This is a genomic window from Roseibium sp., from assembly GCF_965232425.1.
Taxonomy (GTDB): Bacteria; Pseudomonadota; Alphaproteobacteria; order Rhizobiales; family Stappiaceae; genus Roseibium.
The window spans coordinates 2,051,260-2,071,289 of record NZ_OZ246971.1; the positions used below are offsets into that span (position 1 = coordinate 2,051,260).

Here is a 20,030-nt window from a genome sequence, read left to right on the forward strand (position 1 = left end):
AATGCCGATAGTTTGGCCTATCCTTCGAGACGCTGCTGACGCAGCTCCTCAGGATGAGGGAGGTTGTCATAGCGCGGCAAGCTGGACCAACCAACCGATGCAGCTCTTGGGATTGCGGGTCGGAACAACAGCCTTGGACACGGGCGCGCAAGTCGAGGACACTCATTGGCACAGGCACCGGGAAAATTCGTTTCTTCTTACCTGCTCTATCTCCTGGCAGCTTCGAGCGAGGCGGCCAGCCATCAATTCCATGCGCGTGTGCGCGAAATGGGGCTGCGCGTACCGGAATGGCGTGTCCTGGCCTGTCTGTTCGACCAGGACGGGCTGATGATTACCCAGTTGGCGCGCTTTTCGCTCATGGAACAGTCGCGCATGACACGCATCGTCGATCAGATGGAAAAGCGCGGACTGGTTGCCAGAAGAAGCGACGAGGGCGACGGGCGACGGGTTCGGGTCTATCTCACCGAAGAGGGCCGGTCCCTGAGCACGGAGCTTGTCGCGGAAGCGCAGGACCACGAGACGAGGCTGCTGTCGGCCCTCAGCCCTGCCGATGCCGAGCGGATCAAACCGTCGCTGGTCCGGCTCCTGGAAGCCCTTGATTCCTCTCTGATTTCGAACGACTGAACGGGACAGGCGTCAGGCATCGACCGTCAAATCCCGGGACTGCCTGGTCTCAAGAAAGGACCATATCGTCCGGGTGACGCGGTTCGAGTGCGGCCGGTGCCGGAACAGCCTGATTTCGAGCGGCACTTCCCAGTCCGGCGCGCCGGTCTGCACGAGAATGCCGGCTTTCATATCCGGTGCGACGAGGCTCCTTGGCAGCCAGGCCACCCCCATGCCGTCACGGGCGCGGATGCGAAGCGCGCCCGCCATGGAATTCTCGTAGACGATCCGGAGCCGGTCGCCCAGTCCCTCGGCTTTGAACAAGGGCTCCAGATGGCGCGCAATCGGCGCATCCTCCCCAAACCTCAGGAACGGCATCTCGATCTTGTCCGCACTGAAACTGAACAGCGGCGTGCCGTCCGACTGAGGCTTGGAGACGGGGATCAGGCTGTCATAGCCGATGGTGAGTGCGTCGGCGTCGTCGCTCCGGCTCCTGGCAGCGCCCGCCTCCTGGCCGTTATAGCGAATTTGACGGCTCTCGTATGCGATGACGAAATCGACGTCACCGTTCTTGAGATCGCGCATGCAATTGGGCAGATCGTCCGCCCGCAATCGCGACAGAATGGGACCGAAACTCTCCTCAAAGTCTTGCAGCCAGGCCGGATAGAAGCGCCATCCGATCGAATGCTGCGCCCCGAAGGTGACGACATATTTGTCCGGCAGCGATTGCGCCTCGAGGATCTGACTGCGTTCCTGCTCGATCCTGTCCAGCGCCTGCTGTCCGGCCTCAAGCATCTGCAACCCGGCGGCGGTGAGACGGACCGGCTGCCGCGACCGGTCGACAAGCGTAACGCCGATCCAGCTTTCCAGGGACCTGATCCGCCGGCTGAACGCGGACTGGCTCAGATTGCTCAGGTCCGCCGCCTGGGAAAAGTTGCCTGTCTTGTGCAGGCGGGACAGGTCCCGGAACAGATAGATATCCATGAGGACGAAAGATATTGCAAAATTTGCATAATGTCATGCAAACATACTATTGGATTTGCGGCTGAATTTGCCTCAATTTTGAGCTTGAGGAAAATCTAAGCAGAGCCATAACATGTCCGTCGAAAAACTAAAATCGAACGCAACAACGCGGATCGAATTCAACCGGTTCCCGAGGGTGGATTTGTGTCATCAGCCGACGCCCATTGAAGAAATGCCGCGCCTCGGCGCGCTTCTGGGCGGACCGAAGCTCCACATCAAACGCGATGACTGCACGGGACTTGCGACGGGCGGCAACAAGACCCGCAAGCTTGAGTTCCTGATGGGTGAAGCGCTGCGCGAGGGCGCCGACATGATCGTTACCCAGGGGGCGGTCCAGTCCAACCACGTGCGCCAGTCCGCAGCGGCGGCCTGCAAGCTGGGCATGAAATGCCATGTTCTGCTTGAAAGACGGGTCCCGGACCGGGACGAAAGCTACGAAAAAACGGGCAATGTGTTCCTGGACAAGCTTTTCGGAACAACCTTCGAATTCCGGCCAAACGGCCTCGACATGAACGCTGAGGCGATGGCGGTTACAGAGGGCCTCCGGAACGCCGGACACAAGCCCTATTTCATCCCCGGCGGCGGTTCCAACGCGACCGGCGCCCTCGGCTATGCGAACTGCGCCCAGGAGATCGTCGACCAGTCGGTCCAGAGCGGCCTCCATTTCCAATGGCTGGTCATGGGAACGGGCAGCTCCGGCACCCAGGCCGGCCTCGTCGCGGGTTTCCACATTCTGGGGTATGATTTGCCCGTGATGGGGATCAGCGTGCGCCAGCCGAAGGAACGGCAAACCGGCGCCGTTCTTGCCACGACGCAGAAAACGCTGGCGCATCTGGGAGGACCTGACATTGCACCGGACAAGATCCTGGTCGATGACGGTTATGTCGGCGAAGGCTACGGTATCCCGGCTCCTTCCACTCTTGAAGCAATCCGGTTGACGGCGCGTCAGGAAGGCATTCTTCTTGATCCCGTCTATTCGGCAAAGGGCATGGCCGGCCTGATCGGTCTTGTCCGCAGCGGTTTTTTCAAACCGGAGGACAATGTCCTGTTTTTGCATACCGGGGGATCAACATCCCTGTTTGCCTATGAAGATCAGATTTCCGAGGACCTGGCGTAAGCGAAACCATCAAAACCCAAAAAAAACAGGTCACCGGCACCATCCACCAGAGGAGTGAATCATGAAATCAAGTCTTAAGTGTCTTACCGTCGCAACCGCGATGAGCGTCTTTGCCGTGCCCGCCTTTGCGGCCGAGGAAGTGAAGATCGGCGTTCCGTCCTGGACCGGTGCACAGGCAATCGCGCACCTTTTGGCCGCGGTTGTCGAAATGCGCATCGGCGGCAAGGCGGAAATGGTTCCCGGCAACAACGCAACGATTTTCCAGGCCATGGACCAGGGCAAAGGCGACATTGACGTCCATCCCGACGTCTGGCTGCCGAACCAGGAAAGCTTCACCAAGAAGTATGTCGATGGCGCCGGCACGGTGACCCTCTCGTCCAACCCCTATGAAGGCAACCAGGGCTTCTGCGTCTCCAAGGATTTCGGCGAAGCCAACAACATCACGGACATCGCCGATCTCGGCCGTCCTGACGTTGCCGAGAAGATGGACAGCGACGGCAACGGCAAGGGTGAAATGTGGATCGGTGCGCCGGGATGGGCATCGGCCAATGTCAACGAGGTCAAGGTGCGCGACTATGGTCTGATGGACTTCATCGAACCGATCCGCGCCGAGGAAAGCGTCAAGACCGCACGCGTCAAGGACAGCATCGCCAAGGGCGAGGGCTATGCCTTCTACTGCTACAAGCCGCACGCGATCTGGTATATGTTCGACGTCGAGATGCTGAGCGAGCCGACATACGACCCGGCTAAATACGTCATGGTCCAGCCGTCCGACGATGCCGACTGGTTCGAAAAGTCCAATGTCGAAACGAAGGACGCGCTGAAGAAGGTCCAGATCGCCTGGTCCAATTCCCTGGCGGATCGCTCCCCGGCCATCGCCGAGTTCTTTTCCAAGTTCTCGCTGACCGCCGATGACGTCAGCGGCTTCGCTTTCGAGATCAGCGGGAACGGCAAGGATCCGGCAGACGTTGCGCGTGAATGGGTCGAAGCGAACCCGGATCGCGTCGATGCCTGGCTCGGGCTCTGATCCTCTGACCTTGCAAACAAGGCGGTGCCGGTTCGACCGGCACCGCGCAGCCGTGACCAATCAAATCTTTTTATGCTGCGGGGCGCCGTGATCCATGAGTGATGAGACCGTCATCGAGATCTCCAATGTCTGGAAAATCTTCGGCGCCGACCCCAAGGCCGCGCTCAGCGCGATCCTTGAGGAGGGCCTGACCAAGGCCGAGGTTCTTGCCCAGTACAATGCCGTGGTCGGCGTCGCCGATGTCAGCCTGCACGTCAATCGCGGCGAAATCTTCTGCATCATGGGCCTCTCGGGCAGCGGCAAGTCCACGCTGGTCCGTCATTTCAATCGTCTCCTCGAGCCGACCTCCGGCAAGATCCTGATCGAGGGAACGGATGTCATGGCGCTCGGCACAAAGGACCTGCAAACCTTCCGCAACCGCAAGATCGGCATGGTGTTCCAGAATTTCGCGCTGATGCCGCACCGGTCTGTTCTGGACAATGTGGCGATGCCGCTCGAAATCCGGGAAGTTTCCAAGAACGAGCGCATGCGCCAGGCAGCCGCCTTCCTCGAAATCGTCGAACTGGGCGCCTGGGGGTCGAAATACGCGCATGAATTGTCCGGAGGCATGCAGCAGCGCGTCGGGCTGGCGCGCGCACTTGCCGCCAATCCGGATGTCCTGCTCATGGACGAACCGTTCAGCGCCCTCGACCCGCTGATCCGGCGCCAGCTTCAGGACGAATTCATCCGGCTCAGCCAGATTCTCAAGAAGACGACCGTCTTCATCACGCATGACCTTGACGAAGCGGTGCGCATCGGCGACCGCATCGCGATCATGCGGGACGGGCGGGTCGTTCAGATCGGCACCGCCGAGGACATCGTGATGCATCCCGCCGATGACTATGTCGCCGATTTCGTCGCCGGGATCTCGCGGCTGAAGGTTGTCCGGGCCCATGCGGTGATGCAGCCGCTGGCCGATTATACCGGCGCGAATGGGCCCGTTCCGGAGGGCGCACCGCGTGTCGGCGAAAGCGAAACGCTCAGTACGCTCATCAACATGGCGATCGACACGGGCGATGCCATCATCGTCGAGGACAACGGCGCCGATGTCGGCGTGATCACGCGGGAAAACATCCTGCGAACCGTTATTGAGGGGACCGAGGTATCATGATGGACCAGATCAACACGCCCCTGACCGACAACGAGGCGGAAGCCGCCCGGATCTATACCGAGGAACGCCGCAAGAACATCGCCGAGTTCGTGCGCACGAACCCGGAATATTACATCGAGAATTTCGACAAGATCGGCGCGAGCTCCCGCTTTACCGCAACCTTCAACATGATGGCCGGATTGTTCGGACCGGTCTGGTTCGGTGCCCGTGGCCTGTGGTCCTGGGCCCTGCCATTCCTGATCATCGAAACACTTGCCATCGTTCAGATCGCCCGTGGCCTCTTCGGTGATCTTGCAGCAGAGGCCAGGGAGCGGATCGCCTCGATCGAGGGAACGCTCGAACTGCGCCGCGAACAGCTTGCCGCCGCCATCGAGAGCGGATCCGACAAGGCCGACGTCTACCGGCGAACGGTGGAATCGCTGGAAGCAAGTATCGGCGGGATCCGGGCCGAAGCGGACGCGCTTGCCGAGCAGGGCATCTGGATTGCGCTGGCCGGCGTGGCGCTGCTCGTGATCGCCAAGCTTGTGCAGGCCGTCTCCGCAAACTGGGCCCTTGAGAAACGGTTCTCCGAGTGGCTTTCCGACAATTCCATCCGCTCCGGCATGCCTGTCTCGCAGATCGCGTTCAGCGCCGTGTTCATGGCGGTCATCGTGCTCGCATCCGTTCTGCATTACAGCTTCCCGGGACGGTTCTCGCTACTCGACGCGTTTCCGACCAATCCGGAATTCCGGATCGTCAGTATCGAGGGCGTCGAGGCCTTCTTCGCCTTCTGCGTCGCCAACGGGGAAGCGCTGTTCGATGCGATCACCTATTGCATCCGGTTGCTGCTGGATGCGCTTGAGTTGGTCTTTGTCAGCACGCCGTGGATCGTGGTCGCGAGTCTGATCATTCTGCTGACCTGGCTGACGGCAGGTATCCGGACCGCGATCTGGTCAGGGGCGTTCCTGGCTTATATGGGCCTGCTCGGGTTCTGGGACAAAGCGATGACGACGCTGGCGCTGCTCGGCACCGCTGCCTGCCTGTCGATTGTCATCGGCATCCCGCTCGGCATGTTCGCGGCGCGGCGGCCCCGGTTCTACGCCTTCATCCAGCCGATCATGGATTTCATGCAGACCATGCCGGCCTTCGTGTTCATGATCCCGGTCATCGCCTTCTTCGGCACCGGCAAACCGGCCGCGGTCGTCACGACCATGATCTTCGGCGGCACGCCGGTCGTCCGCCTGACGGTGCTGGGCCTGCGCGGTGTCCCGGAAAGCGTGCGCGAGGCGGCGATCGCCTTCGGCGCCAACAAATGGTACCTGCTCACGCGCGTCGATCTGCCTCTCGCCAGCCCGTCGATCCGTGCCGGGATCAACCAGACGATCATGCTGTCCCTGGCGATGGTTGTGGTCGCCTCCCTGATCGGTGCCAAGGGCCTGGGCGAAGACGTTCTCGAAGCCCTGCAATACGCCAATGTCGGACAGGGCATTCTCGCAGGCTTCTCGATCCTGTTCTGCGCCATGATCCTCGACCGGATCGTGCAGGGTGCCCGTAAATGATCCCACTTGTGCTCGTTCACGGGTTCATGGGGGCAGCGACCAGTGGCGCCTACAGGCGCCACTTGCAAACGACGGGCAAGTGGTCGAAATCGATCTGCCCGGCTTCGGCGACAATGCAGACCTGCCGCCGATCAATTCCATCGGGGGTTTCGCGGACTGGGTGCTGCAATATCTCGCAAGCCTCGGGATCGACCGCTTTCATCTGCTCGGACACTCGATGGGCGGCATGATCGTCCAGGAGATGATGCGGCGGCAACCGCAATCCATCGAGCGGCTGATTCTCTACGGCACCGGTCCTGTCGGGATCCTGCCGGGCCGGTTCGAGACGATCGAGACGTCCATGCGGCGCGCGCAGGAAGACGGACCTTCGGCGACCGCCCGCCGTATTTCCGCGACCTGGTTCGTGAAGGGCGAGGATGCCGAGACCTATCCCGACTGCGCGGCCATCGCCGGGAAAAGCAGCCTGGCCGCGATCATGGCCGGACTGGAGGCCATGCGTGACTGGTCCGGCGAAGACGCCCTTGCCGCGATCAGCGCACCGACCCTGGTGATCTGGGGCGATGGCGACCGCACCTATGCGTGGCCACAGGCGGGGGTTCTCTGGAAGACGATACCCGATTGCAGGCTCGCGGTCGTGCCGGGCTGCGCGCATGCGGTCCATCTTGAAGAACCGGAACTTTTCAATCGCATCGTCGCCAAGTTTCTTCGCGAAATGTAAGGACCGGCGCCTTGCCACGGAAGAGCGACGCGGCCTGACACAAGAAGCGGCTCAGAATCTGTAGCTGCTTTCCAGCAACAGGCCGTAGCGCTGGTAGTTCTGCTCCAGAACGGCCTTCGAACCGTCGGAGACCCAGCGGCGATCGAAATTCGACTGCAGCCACCAGTAGCGCCCGCCGATGCCGACATTCCAGTTCCGGGCAAGATCGAAATTCAGCATGACATCGGTTTCAACGCCGTGGGTCCAGTCGCTTTCCCAGGTCTCGACCCGGTTGTAGCTCCAGGGAACAGCGGCAACATCGACCATCCAGCCGAAGCGTTCGCCGATGTCGCCTTCCGCCGTCAATCCAACACGCAGGGCATGCCACTGACGGGTCTGCTCGGCAATGAACCGGCCATCGACCGCATCGATGCTGTCGTTGAGATACTGGTAACCGACATAGCCCTTCAGCCGTATCTGGTTGTTTGCGAATTCGGCGAAGCGGACGCCGCCGTCGACCACCACATATCCCAGTGCGCTGGACTCAAGATCGCCGCTCGGAAAAATATAGAAATCGCCTTCGCCGCCAAAGTTCCGGCCCAGCCCCAGATAGGCCCGCATGAACATGTTCGTGGTCGTGTCCTCGAGCTCGCCGAAAATCTCGGCCGTGTGCGAGGTAACGTCATTCACGGTGTTCCAGTTCAGGTCGCCGGTATCGATTTCCGAATTGTTCTGGCTGTACCAGTAGCGAAGGCCGATACTGCCCCTGAGGACCGAGGTCTGAAACTCTGTCGGTACCGGCGAATTGTAATCTGCGGCATGACCGCCCTGTGGTAGAATGAAAAAACACAATAAAGCTGAAATCGCCCTGAACATTAGCCCTGCCCCAAGTGGAAATATTTCGCTGAATTCGCGTAATAGGTGCAGTCAGTCATTGCAATTTATGGTTAACAGTGGGTGAAGATCTGCATCAAATGAGTGTTCTTCACAACATCATTCAGAGCCGCGCAAGGTCATGGTGCGGGACGGCGCGACGTCCGTTTTTCAGTGACTTATGCCCCGTGGGGTAACGGTTTGACCGCCCCGGCGCAGTCCCGCCCAGTGCGCAAACCCGTTTGCCGTTCGACCTGACCGGTGCTACCGTCAGGAACGCCTGTCACGGTGCCAGGCGGCGGAGACTTTATGTTCACGAATGCGCACAACGGCTGATCTCTGCCTTTGAGACAGCAAATCAGGATCGGCGGAACCCTCCCGGGGTGTCGCCCACCTTTGTGCTGCCGGTTTTCTCGCACCAGAACCTTTTGTGCAGACGGCCGGCACAGACCCTTGCCAGGCGTTTCAATCGCCGCGGCGCAGGCATCGTGAAAGACCATCAGAAATGAATATCAGACCATCCGTTGCGAACGACATTCCGTCCCTGCAAAAGATTGCCGACAGCACCGGGCTGTTTCCGCCCGACCTTTTGCCGGAGATGATAGCCGGCTTCCTTTCTGAAGGAGACGGGAATAGCCTCTGGCTGACCTGTGAAGAGAACGGCGAGGCAATCGCTTTCTGCTTTGCCAGCGCGGAGACCTTTGCCGAAGGCACCTGGAACATGCTGGCGCTTGCCGTACTGCCCGAAAAACAAGGCACCGGCGTTGGCCGCGCCGTTGTTGCAACGCTGGAAAGGCTGCTGCAGTCCGGCGGCAACAGGGTGCTCATCGTGGACACGTCCGGGACCGAGAGCTTTTCCGGAACGCGCCGTTTCTATAGCAGGTGCGGTTACACGGAAGAAGCACGCATCCGGGACTTCTGGGGCCCCGGCGACGACAAGATCGTATTCTGGAAGGCACTCTAGAGGCCGGCCGAAGGCGCGGCCGGAACGGCCGCGCCATTTGGTCTTTACGTCAGATCCTTGATCAGCAACAGGACATCGCCCGTGTAGTAGGGCTGGCACGGATGCGAGCGCACGCGCGCCCTTTCCTGCAGCTTGTAACCGAGGCGCTGATAGAGGCGCACTGCCCCGGTATTCTGGGCATAGACCTGAATGCTCATGGCGGATGTGCCGTTTTCCCGCGCAAGACGTTCCGCCGCAGCAAGCAGGGAACTGCCCAGACCCTGTCCCCGATATCCCGGGAACGCTGCCAGGGCGTTGATGTACCAGGTTCCGACCGAATGTCTTTCAAGCTCCACGAATGGCGCAATCGGTGCGGGGAGCGCGTCGGGATCGTCTTCCGGCATGGCATCGATCAGGTAACTCAGAACCATGCCGGTGACCATTCCCTGCCTTTCCGACACAAGCGCATTCGTGAAGGAAAATCCGCCCGACGGCCGCCTTGCGCGTTCCGTACCGACGTCGAGCGGTGTCTGGTTGCCTTCGCAGGCCCGGCTCCAAAGCCAGTTCGGAATGCCTTCGCCGGCGATGTCGATCAACCTGGCAAGAGCTGCTGCATCCTCGGCGCTTGCTTGCCGGATCAGGGGACTGGACTGAAAATTCATTTTGATTGCTCTCTTTTTTGAAAATTGTTTGGGCCGACCAGGGTACGGGCCCCAGCCTTTCAGGCAGCCGGCCGGCACCGTTCATGTATCGCAATACAGCCGACATGCCTGTGATCCGTGCCACAGCACCCGCCGACGACGCGGATGTTTGGCAGGAAGCGCATCAGTTCGGCATTCAACCGGCCAAGTTCGCCCGGGTCGCCGTCGTCGAGTGTTTCGGCTTCGTCCAGTTCCGCATGGCTCATGCGCGAGGCGTTCGACCTGATGCCGCCGATGCGCGATGCCCAGGCGCCACCCGTTTCCAGAACAGTCCGGAAGTGATCGGGATGGGCGCAGTTGATCATGTAATAGGCGGGGCCATTGCCTGTCGCGGCGTCGACCTCGCCGATCGCATCCGCCAGCGACTGCCCGGACGGCAGCCGTCCATCGGTTTCGAGCGTGAAGGCGATGACAACGGGGATGTCGATTTCCGCCGCCGCGCGCACGATACCGACGGCTTCACCGGCATGGGTCAGCGTCATGGCGCTGATCATGTCCACGCCGGCACGGCCCAGCGCATGAATTTGCGGAGCATGGATCAGGAGGGCATCCTGGCAGGACAGCGTCTCGTCCGGCGCATAGGCGTCGCCGGCAGGCCCGACGAGCCCGTTGACCAGGATCGGCAGCGTGTCCGTTTCATGCCGCCCCCGGATCTCGGAGACGAAGCGCACGGCGCGTTCGTTGGTCTGCAGCACATCGGCGACCGACTGGCCGAGCGGTCCCGCCCAGGCGACACCGGCGCGCCAGGTCGGCGCGTCCAGGACAAATCCGCGGCCGGATTGTCGGGCAATCTGCAGGAAACGTTCGTAATACTCGGCAAGGTCCCGGCGTCCTCTCTCGCTGTCGAGCAGAACCGCTGCGGAAAAACATGGCAGCTCGTAGCCCTTGTCGAAGATCAGATAGGTCTCCAGTCCGCCGTCGGACAGATAGAACCGTTCGGCATGAACAAGGTCATGAATTCGCATGGCGCTTTTCTCCTGTTTCGATGCCAGGAGAGATATGCGTTCCGCCGTCAAGCAGGTAGTGGTCGCGTGGTCCGGTTGCGGGGATTCTTTTTCCGCTTTAGTTTCAGTGCGTAAGGCGTGGTTGTCTCGATTGACTTGCGCCCCGGCGGGGCGTCAACTGGACTCGCGGTACAGTGGGGGAAGCAGTGACCGGGAAAACCGATACACGGACGAGGATCCTCGACATCGCGGAAGCCGCCGTGCTGGAGAAAGGCTTCGAGGCGACATCCATCGAGGAAATCGTTGCAGGCGCCGAGATCTCCCGGGGTGGTTTCTTCTATCATTTCAAGGACAAGAACGCGCTCGCCCGGGCCATGCTGGAACGCTATATCGAGGTCGAGAACGCGCTCTACGACGACCTGTTCGCCCGTGCAAGGGAACTCAATGACGACCCGCTCCATTGCATGCTCATTGGCCTGAAGCTGCTGGCGGAGATGCTGGAGGAAATGCCGACCGGCCATCCGGGATGCGTGATCGCCTCGACCGCCTATCAGGACCGGTTGTTCGATGAAGGGGTGCGGGAATTGAACCGGCAGGCCATTCTCGGCTGGCGCAAGCGGTTTCGGGGGATGTTCGAGGACATCGCGGACCTTTACGAGCCGCGCGAAGAGGTCAATCTGGACGCGCTCGGCGACATGGTGTCAGGGGTTGTCGAAGGCGGCCTCGTCTTGCAGCGCGCGCTGCGCGAACACAACAATGCGTCCGAGCAGATCATGTTGTTCCGCACCTATCTGAAACTGCTGTTCAGCCCGAAACATACCGCGTGAGCGTCAGAACTCGATCGTGATCGGAACATGGTCGCTCAGGCCGTTTCCGACCCAGTCCTCAAAGCTTCCGATCGAGAAGTCCCTGATCCCGCGCAGCCAGTCATTCGGCGCGAAGACGAAGTCTATGTGATAGGTAGGCCCGTCGATGCGCCTGTCGCGCCAATAGTGTGTCGGCGTTGTTTCCTCGCCCTGCGGCTCACCTGTCACGTCATGGTAGGCGCTGCGTATCCCCATCCCTTCCAGGATGTCCACCTTGGCCATGTGATTGATGCGCCAGCCCGGCTTGTCCCAGATCCTATTGCTGTTCCAGTCGCCGCCGATCACCGTCGGACCGGACGTGATGAAGTCACGGTACTTCGAAAATGCCCGGCGAAGCGGTCCGCTCTGGTGTTTGCGGGTCACGCCGGCGCTGGCGTTCTGAGCCCAGACCGCAATCAGATTGAAGGTACGCGGACCCTCGACCTTCACCGGCAGAATGAAGCGGAGCGTCGGATAGAAGGGGTCGAGCCGCGTGACCGTGTAGCCGTTGAAGGCGAAGACCCCAAGGCCCTTGTTGGGGTTGGTTCCCATCCAGAGTGCCGACGCTGCTGAGAAGACTGTTTCGCCGCGTTTTTCGAGTATGTCGGGGCGCGCGCACTCGGATATGACCGCAATGTCCGGACGCTCGGACAAGACGGCATCCGCCTTGCGGTGGAGCGCCATGTTGCAGTTCCAGAAGACGAGGCGCATGTTAGACACACCGTTTCGGGAGCGGTCTGCCCAAGGATCTGAAGCAGGCAGAAAGGGTCCCAATTCGGCGCGACACTCCGTTTTCCATCGGCGATTTCTTCCGCTATTCCTTCCTGAACCGGACGGGCGGCGATTTTTCCGGCAGGAGCCCCGCCCGGAACCGCTGCAGCACGACCTGCAGCAACAGTCCGACCAGAAGCATACGGATGAAGGAACTCCGTGTCGCCCATTCCGGCGGCAGGCGGTTGGTGAAGATTTCCGTCACGGACCAGATCGTCCAGATGCTCAGGGCGCCGAGGATCGCGCCCCTGTTGTTGCCGGAACCGCCCGCCATCAGCATCACCCAGACCAGGAAGGTGGTCAGCAACGGGTCCGTCGCCGTCGGCGACAGAAAGCGGAAATAATGCGCTGAAAGACCGCCGGCGATGCCCATCACCGCGCAGCCGATGACGAAGGTCTGGACGCGGAACTTCTCGACGTTCTTGCCGGCGGCAGAGGCTGAAGATTCATTGTCGCGGATTGCGCGCAGGCTCCGCCCCCAGGGGCTGTCGTAGAGCCGGGTGGTCGCGACGTAAACCAGAAGGACGATCACCCAGACGAAGCCGAGAAAAGCAACGTCCGACATCCGGCCGGTGGTAAAGTCGGCAAACGGCCGCGGGATGCGGGAGATGCCGAGACTGCCGTTGGTCAGCCAGCTTTCATTGACGAACACGAGGCGGAGAATTTCCGCGATGCCGATCGAGGCCATGGCAAGGTAATCGCTTTTGAGGCGCACGCAGATCCTGGCGACCGCCCAGCCGGTCACACCCGCGACAATCGCGGCCCCCACAAGGCCGATCGGAACGGGCATGGAGAAACCGCCAAGGTGCCTGCCGGAGGCCGCCGTCGTCAGGATCGCGGACGTATAGGCCCCGACGCCGTAGAAGCCGGCGATCCCGGCATTGAACAGCCCGCCCATGCCCCACTGGACGTTGAGCGCAAGACAGAGCAGCGCGTAGATGCCGCCCAGGATCAGCAGGCTGACGATGTAGAAAAAGAGACCGGTCAATTCCATCAGAGCAGTCTCCCCTTGAAGAGCCCTTGCGGCCGGAAGATCAGCAGTCCGATCATGATCACGAAGGCAATGGCCGTCTTGTAGGAGGGCGAGATCAGCGCGTCATCGCCGATCCAGTGATACGAGGAGAGTTCCTCCGCCATACCGATGATGAAACCGCCCGCCATCGCGCCCATCGGCTTGCCGATCCCGCCCAGAATGGCGGCGGCAAACATGGGAAGCAGCAGGTTCCAGCCGAGATTGGGATGGGCGCTGGTGTTGAGCGCGGCGAACGCGCCCGCCACCGCGGCGAGCGCCGCACCGATGATCCAGGTCCAGCGCACGACCTTGGCCGTGTCGAGACCGGAGACCTCCGCAAGTTCGGGATCGTCGGCGACCGCCCGCATCGACCGGCCCGTCTTCGTGGCCGTCAGGAAGTAGTGCAGCAGGACGGCGATTATGGCTGTCGTGACAATCGCCTGCAGATGCAGGACGGACACGCGGAACGTATCGAAGAGCACCAGCGGCGGACGCACGCCTGCAACGAGCACCTGATTCTCCGACCCCCAGATGAGCTGGATCATGGAACGAAAGACGAGCGCGATCCCGAACGAGGAGATCACGGTGTAAATGGTCGGCAGATCCCTCAGCGGCCGATAGAAAAACCGGTCGACAAAGAGCGCGGAGAAGATCGTCAGCGCCATGCCGAAAGGAACGAGCAGCAGGGGATTGACGGGCATCAGCGCCGTGGCCGCCATGATGCCGTAGGCGCCGAGGGTCATCAGGTCGCCATGGGCGAAATGGGCAAAGCGCAGGATGCCGAAGATCATCGAGATGCCGACGGCGCCGAGCGCATAGATGCTGCCGATGGTGAGCGCCGGAAACAGGTAGAAATTGACGAATTCGCTCATGCGGCCGTGCCTCCGAGGAAGAGGCGGCGCACGTCCTCGTCGGCCAGCAGTTCCTCACCCGTGCCGCTGAGATGATTGCGGCCATTCACCAGGATATGCCCGTGATCGGCGATCTGCAGGGCCTGGCGCGCGTTCTGCTCTACCATCAGCACCGTTATTCCGGTCTTGCGGATGTCGAGGAGCAGGTCGAAAATGCGTTCAAGATAGGCGGGCGAGAGACCGGCGGTCGGTTCATCCAGCAGCACCAGCTTGGGCTCGCTCATCAGCGCGCGGCCCATTGCGACCATCTGCCTCTGACCGCCGGACAATTCACCTGCCGGCTGTTTCAGCTTGTCCTTGAGGTCGGGAAACAACGCCAGCACCTTCTCGCGGGTCGCCTTCTGGTCGGGAGGCGGTGCGGCATAGGTGCCGACGTCGAGGTTCTCGTCGACCGTCATAGAGGCGAACACGTTCTTGTTCTGAGGCACAGCCGACACACCGAGGGGAACCAGAGCCGAGGTCTTGCACCCGGCCAGTTCCCGTTCCCCGAGCCGGATCGACCCGGCCGAAACGGTCGTCAGCGCGAAGATGGACTTCAGCAGCGTCGACTTGCCGGCGCCGTTCGGTCCGAGCACCACCGCGATTTCACCGGCTTCCACCGTGAGCGAGATGTCCTCGATGATCGGCGGGCCGCCATAGCCGGCCGACAGCCCGGATACGGCAAGCTGTTCGGTCATAGCTGGGCCTCGTATTTGCCACCGCCGAAATAGGCTTCGATCACGCGTTCGTCCCGCTTCACCTCGTCGACGGTTCCCTCCGTCAGAAGAGCCCCCTGCGCCATCACAAGCACGTGGTCGCACAGTCTCGAGACATAGTCGAGATCGTGTTCGATCAGGCAGAACGTCAGGCCGCGCTCCGCGTTCAGCATCAGGATCTTGTCGGCAAGTTTTCCCAGAAGCGTCCGGTTGATACCTGCCCCGATCTCGTCAAGCAGGATGATCTTGGGGTCACGCATCAGCGCACGGCCGAGTTCGACCAGCTTCTTCTGGCCGCCGGAGAGATTGCCGGCCTTCTCGTCGATGACATGTTCCAGTTCGAGCAGGCGCACCGTGTCGCGCGCCGTCTCGTAGATCGCGCGTTCCTCGGCGGAGTAGCGCCCCCGCCGGAAAATCACGTTCAGCACGTTTTCGCCCTGCGGCGCGGACGCGGACGCCATCAGGTTCTCAAGCACTGAGAGCTGTGCAAATTCGTGCGGTATCTGGAACGTTCGCGCCAGGCCCACCTCGGCCCTCTGGTAAGGCTTCAGCCCGGTGACGTCCCCGCCGTCGAAGAAAACACGGCCCGCACTCGGCCGGATCGCCCCCGCGATGACATTGAATGCCGTCGTCTTGCCCGCACCATTGGGTCCGATCAGACCTGTGATGCGGCCTGCGCCGATTTCGAAGCTTGCATGGTCAACCGCCCGCAAACCGCCGAAATCGACGCAGATCTCGTCCAGCCGGATCACGTCTGACGCGGCTTATTCGACGATTGCAATCTGCTTGTACCCGTCGCCATCGACGACGAACTTGCCGATGAATCCGCCGACATCGCCGTTCTCGTCGAATTCGGCGGAGCCACTGGCGCCATCATAGTCGATGTCCTTGCCTTCCTTGATCAGCGCAACGGCTTTTGCCCACTCGCCCGGTCCGACCTTTTCACCCGGTGCCATGGCGACTTCGCGCAGGGCTTCCGCCATCTTGGCGCGGTCCGTGGATCCGGCCTTCTCGACGGCAAGCAGGGCCAGGAAGGTCGCATCGTAGGTCTGGTCAACGAAGGCCTTGTCAGCGCCTTCGCCATATTCAGCGTTGAACGCATCATGCAGGGTTTTCTGCGCCGGGTTTTCCGCAGGCGATGTCGGCGATGAGAAGAAGGAGGTCTTGAGCGCATCGGCGCCGACATTCTGGATCAGGAGTTCGTCCCGCAAACCGTCGGTGCCGACGAACTTGTCGAAGAGACCGCCTTCGATCGACTGACGCACGATCTTGCCGCCGCTGTCCCCTGCATAGGCGATGACGACGAGCGCGTCCGCATCACCCTTGGCAAGGCTTGCCAGTTCGGAGCGGTAGGAATCCTTTTTTTCCTCGTGCTTGTTTTCCGCGACGATCTCGCCGCCGGCTGCCTTGTAGGCGTCCATGAAAGTCTGGCCGATGCCGACGCCGTAGTCGTTGTTCACGTAGGTGACCGCGACCTTGTTGAGGCCTTCGTCGAGAACCATCTTGGCCAGGATTTCGCCCTGGTAGTTGTCGGAAGGCACGATCCGGAAGACGAGACCGTCATCCTGAAGGTCCGTCATGGCCGGCGAGGTTGCCGTCGGCGAGATCTGTGCGACCCCTGCCGGAATGATGGCAGCTTCGGCTGCCGCGATGGTGGTCCCGGACATCAGGGAGCCCATCACGATCGGAACGTTCTCGATGTTGACCAGCTTCTGGGCGGCATCGACGGCACCCTGCGCGGTTCCGGTCGTGTCACCATAGACCGCGACCACTTCACCGCCGAGCAGACCGCCCTGGTCGTTGACATGCTTGACGGCCAGGTTCGCCGCGTTCTGCAGCGGTGGAATGAAGTTCGCGATCGGACCGGTGATATCCATCAGAATGCCGATCTTGGTTTCGGCATAAGCCAGCGAACTGGTGCCCAGCATCAACGCGGCGGCTGCAAGTGTCGTCAGTTTTTTCATGCTACTTCCCCTCATCGCTTTTTCATTGTGTCCGATACGCCCGTCCCTACCTCCCGGGCGCTTCCAGAACTTCGGTTTTGAACCGTCCCGGCAGGCTGACTTCGAGCAGCTCCAGGTCGGTTGTCGCGCCCGTGTATCGTGTCGCCATCTGAGGCGGGATCACAAAGGCGTCTCCGGCGGACAGGCGGTAAGGGTCTTTTCCTTCGCCCTCGAGTGTCATTTCACCTGCCAGCACAAAGTTGAACAGAATGTCGCAATCGTGCCGCGTCCAGGGAGAGGTCTCTCCGGTCGCACGAGCCACCATAACAGATGCCACTCCCTTGGTGTTGTCGGAGATGGTGGTGTCGCGGGCCTCGAAGCCCGGGATCCTGAACGGGTCGAAAACTCCGTCCTTCGCAAGATTGTGCACGAATTTCTGGCCCTGCCATTCCCGGTCCGGGCGCTCGGTTTCCGTCGGGAGCGTCATTGCGTGATCGATCTCGGTGACATGTTCGGCGGGAACGCCAATCTCGATCACCTCTATGCCATCGGCAGCGTGCATGACCCTGTGCCGGATCTCGGGCGGCTGGATGAAACAGTCGCCTGCAGTCAGCCGGCGCATGCCGCCCTGGTCCTCATAGAGAACGTCGACCCAGCCCCTGACGCAATAGATCAGCTGGAAACCTACCTTGTGGAAATGAACCATGTCGGGCACCGGGCCGTCCGGTACGCGGATGTGGGACGCGATCATGGCCCCGCCAAGGCGTGTCGGCACCAGATCGCGGTACTCCATCCCGGCACGGCCGATCACCCAGGGAGCCTGGTCGGCAAGCCTGCGGACAACAAAGGCATGTTCCGTCTGCGGCAGGACCAGGGGCGGGTTCAGTTCATCGATCTCCACCCGCGTTCCGTTGGGTGCAAGAAGAACACGTTCGCCGTCGGCAAAATCGTCGGGCGCATCCGTCAGGATGCGCAGCGTTCCCGGACCCTCCGGCGCGCCCTTCTCGATCCGCACCCGCATGCCATGGCCCGAAAAGACCGCGATTTCCGGATTGTCCGCTGGATAGATCATGTCCAGACGCATCTTCAGCGTTCCGGTGAAGAACGGCAGATCCTTCGCAAGATCGTCCGTGGGCAATCGCATTTCAGCGCGCGTTTCCATTATCGCGGTCCCGTCAGCGTGGAGTCGTGCCGGGCACCGGCGGTGACCCGTGTTTCGGATTGGTCGTTCTTTTCCGCTGCCTCATGCGCGGCGAGATAGGCGCTTTCGCCGTCAAAGACGAAGCGCAATATGCGGTCAGCAGCCGCCACGGCATCCCGGCGGCGAAAGGCTTCCAAGAGACCCTTGTTGCCGTCCACGATGACCGGATGGTTCGCGGGATCGGCGAATGTCATCATGCGCACGGCCTGGACCTGGGTCATGTAGCGCTGCACCGCCTTGCGGAGCGACACGTTCGGGACGGCGTTAATCCAGCCATTTCGGAAAATCTCGCAGGACCGGAACAGCTTTTCCCGGTCACGCTCTTTCATCGCCCGACGCGCGTTTTGCAGTGCCGTCTCAAGGTGGCGGACCGCGTCTTCGGAAAGGGATTGCGCGGCCAGGGCCGCCGCGCGCGGCTCAAGCAGCCGCCGGAGGTCAAAGATTTCCAGGATTTCCCGATGGTCAATTCGCGGCAGCACAAAGCCCTTGGTGGTCTGCTCCAGATATCCTTCATGGGCGAGCCGCATCAGTGCGTCGCGCGCCGGCATGCGCGACACGCCGAACTCGGTCGCTATTGCCGTATCCACGAGCCGTGTCTGCGGGTCGACTTCGCCATTGTGGATGCGGGCCATGAGAACGTCGTGGATCTGGACGCTGGTGCCCGGCGGTGCGCTGGAGGCCTGGGAGGATTTCAAGATCGCGATGTTTCCCTCCCGTTTCAGCTGCAAAACCGTATACAGAAAAAGGAGCATGATGCTCCCATCCTTGCTTCAAGCCGTCCGATCTGGTGATTTTCAGGTCTTTTAAGCTTGAACTAACTTCAAAACTGTATACGAATATTCCGTGCCCGGTCAATAAGGGCAGACGTTCCAAGAACCGGTTTTCGGGAGACAGGCATGACAGAGAGGAAGGCGGGTTACTTCCTGTACCACTCCATTGGCCAGTATCCCGGAAAAGAGGCGGATCTCAGCGATGCGATGGCGGAGCTCGCGTCCGTCTGGAGCGCTCCCGACGACCAGCAATGGTCTTACATGCTGGGCAAGCGCGCGGAGTTCATCGATCTGTGGCGTCAGCTGATCGAGGCATCGGAAGGCTCGGTCACCACCTGCGAGAATGTCACGCAGGGCGTTCACATGCTGACCACCTCGCTGCCTGCCGATCTTCTGCGTGGCCGGAAGGTTCTGGTCGCCGCCGATTGCTTTCCCTCGAACCACTTTCTGCTTTCAAGGCTGCAGGAACGCTTCGGTTTCGAGCTGAAAACCGTTCATCCGCGACAGGGCGCCGACTGGGTTGCCGACGAGGATATGATCGCGGAATGGGACCGAGATATTGCCCTTGCCCTGATTACCTGGGTGAGTTCGACCACCTCGCACAAGACCGACCTTGAGGCGCTGGTATCGCATGGCCGCACCATGGGCAGCCTCATTGGCGTGGACATCACACAGGCGGCCGGGCTTCTGCCGTTTTCCGTTCTTGAGCCCCAGATCGACTTCGCCGTTTCAACAAGCCTGAAATGGATGTGCGGCGCGCCGGGCGCAGGCATGCTCTATGTCCGGCCCGACCTGATCGGAGATTGCCGGCCCGAATTGCGCGGCTGGTTCAGCCAGGACAACCCGTTCAACTGGGACATCGGTGCGTTCGAGTACGCACCCGACATCCGTCGGTTCGACAATGGCACCCCGGCGATCCTGCCAGCCGCGGCCACCGTACCGGCGCTGAAGTGGCACGCGCAAACGGATCGTGTTGCGCTTCTCCACCACAACAGACTGCTGTGCGACATCCTGATCGACGGCTTGGATGATCTCGGTGTCGGGCTGTTGTCGCCGCGCGACCGCGCCAAGCGCGGCGGCAGCCTGATGCTGGACCTGACAACGACGGAGGCCGCCGCGAAGATGCTCGCCGATCTGAACCGGGCCGGGTACTCCGCAGACACGCGCGGCGCCACCCTCCGTCTTTCCCCCGGCGTTCAGACCACCGAAGAGGCAACGCGCGCGCTTCTTGACGTGTTTGCAGGGGCACACGCCCTGAGCTGACGC

Annotated in this window: 21 protein-coding genes; 9 read left to right on the forward strand and 12 right to left on the reverse strand. The window is 61.3% G+C overall.

Annotation, left to right across the window (positions count from 1 at the left end; translation table 11 throughout):
* The first annotated feature begins 165 nt into the window (after positions 1-165).
* Positions 166-624, forward strand: a complete 459-nt coding sequence (locus tag ACO08A_RS09255) for a MarR family winged helix-turn-helix transcriptional regulator (RefSeq protein WP_422040821.1) — start codon at positions 166-168, stop codon at positions 622-624.
* Between the two features lie 12 nt (positions 625-636).
* On the opposite strand, the gene ACO08A_RS09260 is transcribed toward ACO08A_RS09255, so the two are convergent.
* Complete coding sequence (locus tag ACO08A_RS09260) at positions 637-1,587, reverse strand: LysR family transcriptional regulator (protein WP_422040822.1); 951 nt, start codon at positions 1,585-1,587, stop codon at positions 637-639.
* Between the two features lie 112 nt (positions 1,588-1,699).
* Between ACO08A_RS09260 and ACO08A_RS09265 the strand changes: the two genes are divergently transcribed.
* The 5 genes from ACO08A_RS09265 to ACO08A_RS09285 all read left to right on the forward strand — a co-directional run bounded on the left by ACO08A_RS09265 (position 1,700) and on the right by ACO08A_RS09285 (position 7,176).
* Positions 1,700-2,743: a D-cysteine desulfhydrase gene (locus tag ACO08A_RS09265; RefSeq protein ID WP_421980747.1), complete on the forward strand. Its 1,044-nt coding sequence runs from the start codon at positions 1,700-1,702 to the stop codon at positions 2,741-2,743.
* Positions 2,744-2,804: 61 nt separating this feature from the next.
* Entirely contained in the window at positions 2,805-3,770 is a 966-nt protein-coding gene (locus tag ACO08A_RS09270; RefSeq protein WP_422040823.1) for a glycine betaine ABC transporter substrate-binding protein, read from the forward strand.
* A gap of 94 nt (positions 3,771-3,864) precedes the next feature.
* Positions 3,865-4,920 (forward strand): quaternary amine ABC transporter ATP-binding protein, encoded by a 1,056-nt coding sequence (locus ACO08A_RS09275; protein ID WP_422040824.1) that lies wholly within the window; start codon positions 3,865-3,867, stop codon positions 4,918-4,920.
* Positions 4,917-6,458, forward strand: a complete 1,542-nt coding sequence (locus ACO08A_RS09280; RefSeq protein ID WP_422040825.1) for an ABC transporter permease — start codon at positions 4,917-4,919, stop codon at positions 6,456-6,458. Before ACO08A_RS09275 ends, ACO08A_RS09280 begins: the two co-directional genes overlap by 4 nt.
* Positions 6,459-6,537: 79 nt before the next feature.
* Positions 6,538-7,176: an alpha/beta fold hydrolase gene (locus ACO08A_RS09285; RefSeq protein WP_422040826.1), complete on the forward strand. Its 639-nt coding sequence runs from the start codon at positions 6,538-6,540 to the stop codon at positions 7,174-7,176.
* 51 nt (positions 7,177-7,227) lie between these two features.
* Here ACO08A_RS09285 and ACO08A_RS09290 read toward each other — a convergent pair whose 3' ends face one another.
* Positions 7,228-8,007, reverse strand: coding sequence for a hypothetical protein (locus ACO08A_RS09290; protein ID WP_422040827.1), 780 nt, complete (start codon positions 8,005-8,007; stop codon positions 7,228-7,230).
* A gap of 526 nt (positions 8,008-8,533) precedes the next feature.
* On the opposite strand from ACO08A_RS09290, the gene ACO08A_RS09295 reads away from it, so the two are divergent.
* On the forward strand, positions 8,534-8,992 hold the full coding sequence (locus tag ACO08A_RS09295) for a GNAT family N-acetyltransferase (protein WP_422040828.1): 459 nt from the start codon (positions 8,534-8,536) through the stop codon (positions 8,990-8,992).
* A 44-nt stretch (positions 8,993-9,036) separates the two neighbouring features.
* Here ACO08A_RS09295 and ACO08A_RS09300 read toward each other — a convergent pair whose 3' ends face one another.
* Both ACO08A_RS09300 and ACO08A_RS09305 read right to left on the reverse strand, forming a co-directional pair.
* A complete protein-coding gene (locus ACO08A_RS09300) occupies positions 9,037-9,633 on the reverse strand; it encodes a GNAT family N-acetyltransferase (RefSeq protein ID WP_422040829.1) in 597 nt (198 codons plus the stop codon).
* Between the two features lie 59 nt (positions 9,634-9,692).
* Positions 9,693-10,637 carry a homocysteine S-methyltransferase family protein gene (locus ACO08A_RS09305; protein WP_422040830.1) on the reverse strand — a complete coding sequence of 315 codons (945 nt, stop codon included), beginning with the start codon at positions 10,635-10,637 and terminating at the stop codon, positions 9,693-9,695.
* A gap of 185 nt (positions 10,638-10,822) precedes the next feature.
* Here ACO08A_RS09305 and ACO08A_RS09310 point away from each other — a divergent pair, with 185 nt between their 5' ends.
* The gene (locus tag ACO08A_RS09310; RefSeq protein ID WP_319385135.1) at positions 10,823-11,443 is read left to right on the forward strand and encodes a TetR/AcrR family transcriptional regulator; all 621 of its coding nucleotides are present in this window, start codon (positions 10,823-10,825) and stop codon (positions 11,441-11,443) included.
* 3 nt (positions 11,444-11,446) lie between these two features.
* Here the strand turns inward: ACO08A_RS09310 and ACO08A_RS09315 are convergent, their stop codons facing one another.
* The 8 genes from ACO08A_RS09315 to ACO08A_RS09350 all read right to left on the reverse strand — a co-directional run bounded on the left by ACO08A_RS09315 (position 11,447) and on the right by ACO08A_RS09350 (position 18,746).
* Positions 11,447-12,172, reverse strand: a complete 726-nt coding sequence (locus ACO08A_RS09315) for an endonuclease/exonuclease/phosphatase family protein (RefSeq protein ID WP_422040831.1) — start codon at positions 12,170-12,172, stop codon at positions 11,447-11,449.
* Between the two features lie 103 nt (positions 12,173-12,275).
* Complete coding sequence (locus ACO08A_RS09320) at positions 12,276-13,226, reverse strand: branched-chain amino acid ABC transporter permease (RefSeq protein WP_422040832.1); 951 nt, start codon at positions 13,224-13,226, stop codon at positions 12,276-12,278.
* Positions 13,226-14,116, reverse strand: coding sequence for a branched-chain amino acid ABC transporter permease (locus ACO08A_RS09325; protein WP_421980736.1), 891 nt, complete (start codon positions 14,114-14,116; stop codon positions 13,226-13,228). The genes ACO08A_RS09320 and ACO08A_RS09325 overlap by 1 nt, the downstream gene beginning before the upstream one ends.
* Positions 14,113-14,832 (reverse strand): ABC transporter ATP-binding protein, encoded by a 720-nt coding sequence (locus ACO08A_RS09330; RefSeq protein ID WP_422040833.1) that lies wholly within the window; start codon positions 14,830-14,832, stop codon positions 14,113-14,115. Before ACO08A_RS09330 ends, ACO08A_RS09325 begins: the two co-directional genes overlap by 4 nt.
* Positions 14,829-15,602, reverse strand: a complete 774-nt coding sequence (locus ACO08A_RS09335; protein WP_422040834.1) for an ABC transporter ATP-binding protein — start codon at positions 15,600-15,602, stop codon at positions 14,829-14,831. The genes ACO08A_RS09330 and ACO08A_RS09335 overlap by 4 nt, the downstream gene beginning before the upstream one ends.
* 12 nt (positions 15,603-15,614) lie before the next feature.
* Entirely contained in the window at positions 15,615-16,814 is a 1,200-nt protein-coding gene (locus ACO08A_RS09340) for an ABC transporter substrate-binding protein (RefSeq protein ID WP_319385129.1), read from the reverse strand.
* 46 nt (positions 16,815-16,860) lie between these two features.
* Positions 16,861-17,955: a cupin domain-containing protein gene (locus ACO08A_RS09345; protein ID WP_422040835.1), complete on the reverse strand. Its 1,095-nt coding sequence runs from the start codon at positions 17,953-17,955 to the stop codon at positions 16,861-16,863.
* Positions 17,955-18,746, reverse strand: a complete 792-nt coding sequence (locus ACO08A_RS09350) for a GntR family transcriptional regulator (RefSeq protein WP_422040836.1) — start codon at positions 18,744-18,746, stop codon at positions 17,955-17,957. Before ACO08A_RS09350 ends, ACO08A_RS09345 begins: the two co-directional genes overlap by 1 nt.
* A gap of 144 nt (positions 18,747-18,890) precedes the next feature.
* On the opposite strand from ACO08A_RS09350, the gene ACO08A_RS09355 reads away from it, so the two are divergent.
* Positions 18,891-20,027 carry an aminotransferase class V-fold PLP-dependent enzyme gene (locus tag ACO08A_RS09355; RefSeq protein WP_422040837.1) on the forward strand — a complete coding sequence of 379 codons (1,137 nt, stop codon included), beginning with the start codon at positions 18,891-18,893 and terminating at the stop codon, positions 20,025-20,027.
* Positions 20,028-20,030: the final 3 nt, after the last annotated feature.

Coding starts and splice junctions, on each gene's coding strand:
- ACO08A_RS09260 (WP_422040822.1), bottom strand. CDS start 1,587: ATGGATATCTATCTGTTCCGGGACCTGTCCCGCCTGCACAAGACAGGC.
- ACO08A_RS09265 (WP_421980747.1), top strand. CDS start 1,700: ATGTCCGTCGAAAAACTAAAATCGAACGCAACAACGCGGATCGAATTC.
- ACO08A_RS09270 (WP_422040823.1), top strand. CDS start 2,805: ATGAAATCAAGTCTTAAGTGTCTTACCGTCGCAACCGCGATGAGCGTC.
- ACO08A_RS09275 (WP_422040824.1), top strand. CDS start 3,865: ATGAGTGATGAGACCGTCATCGAGATCTCCAATGTCTGGAAAATCTTC.
- ACO08A_RS09280 (WP_422040825.1), top strand. CDS start 4,917: ATGATGGACCAGATCAACACGCCCCTGACCGACAACGAGGCGGAAGCC.
- ACO08A_RS09295 (WP_422040828.1), top strand. CDS start 8,534: ATGAATATCAGACCATCCGTTGCGAACGACATTCCGTCCCTGCAAAAG.
- ACO08A_RS09300 (WP_422040829.1), bottom strand. CDS start 9,633: ATGAATTTTCAGTCCAGTCCCCTGATCCGGCAAGCAAGCGCCGAGGAT.
- ACO08A_RS09305 (WP_422040830.1), bottom strand. CDS start 10,637: ATGCGAATTCATGACCTTGTTCATGCCGAACGGTTCTATCTGTCCGAC.
- ACO08A_RS09315 (WP_422040831.1), bottom strand. CDS start 12,172: ATGCGCCTCGTCTTCTGGAACTGCAACATGGCGCTCCACCGCAAGGCG.
- ACO08A_RS09320 (WP_422040832.1), bottom strand. CDS start 13,226: ATGGAATTGACCGGTCTCTTTTTCTACATCGTCAGCCTGCTGATCCTG.
- ACO08A_RS09325 (WP_421980736.1), bottom strand. CDS start 14,116: ATGAGCGAATTCGTCAATTTCTACCTGTTTCCGGCGCTCACCATCGGC.
- ACO08A_RS09330 (WP_422040833.1), bottom strand. CDS start 14,832: ATGACCGAACAGCTTGCCGTATCCGGGCTGTCGGCCGGCTATGGCGGC.
- ACO08A_RS09340 (WP_319385129.1), bottom strand. CDS start 16,814: ATGAAAAAACTGACGACACTTGCAGCCGCCGCGTTGATGCTGGGCACC.
- ACO08A_RS09345 (WP_422040835.1), bottom strand. CDS start 17,955: ATGGAAACGCGCGCTGAAATGCGATTGCCCACGGACGATCTTGCGAAG.
- ACO08A_RS09350 (WP_422040836.1), bottom strand. CDS start 18,746: ATGCTCCTTTTTCTGTATACGGTTTTGCAGCTGAAACGGGAGGGAAAC.
- ACO08A_RS09355 (WP_422040837.1), top strand. CDS start 18,891: ATGACAGAGAGGAAGGCGGGTTACTTCCTGTACCACTCCATTGGCCAG.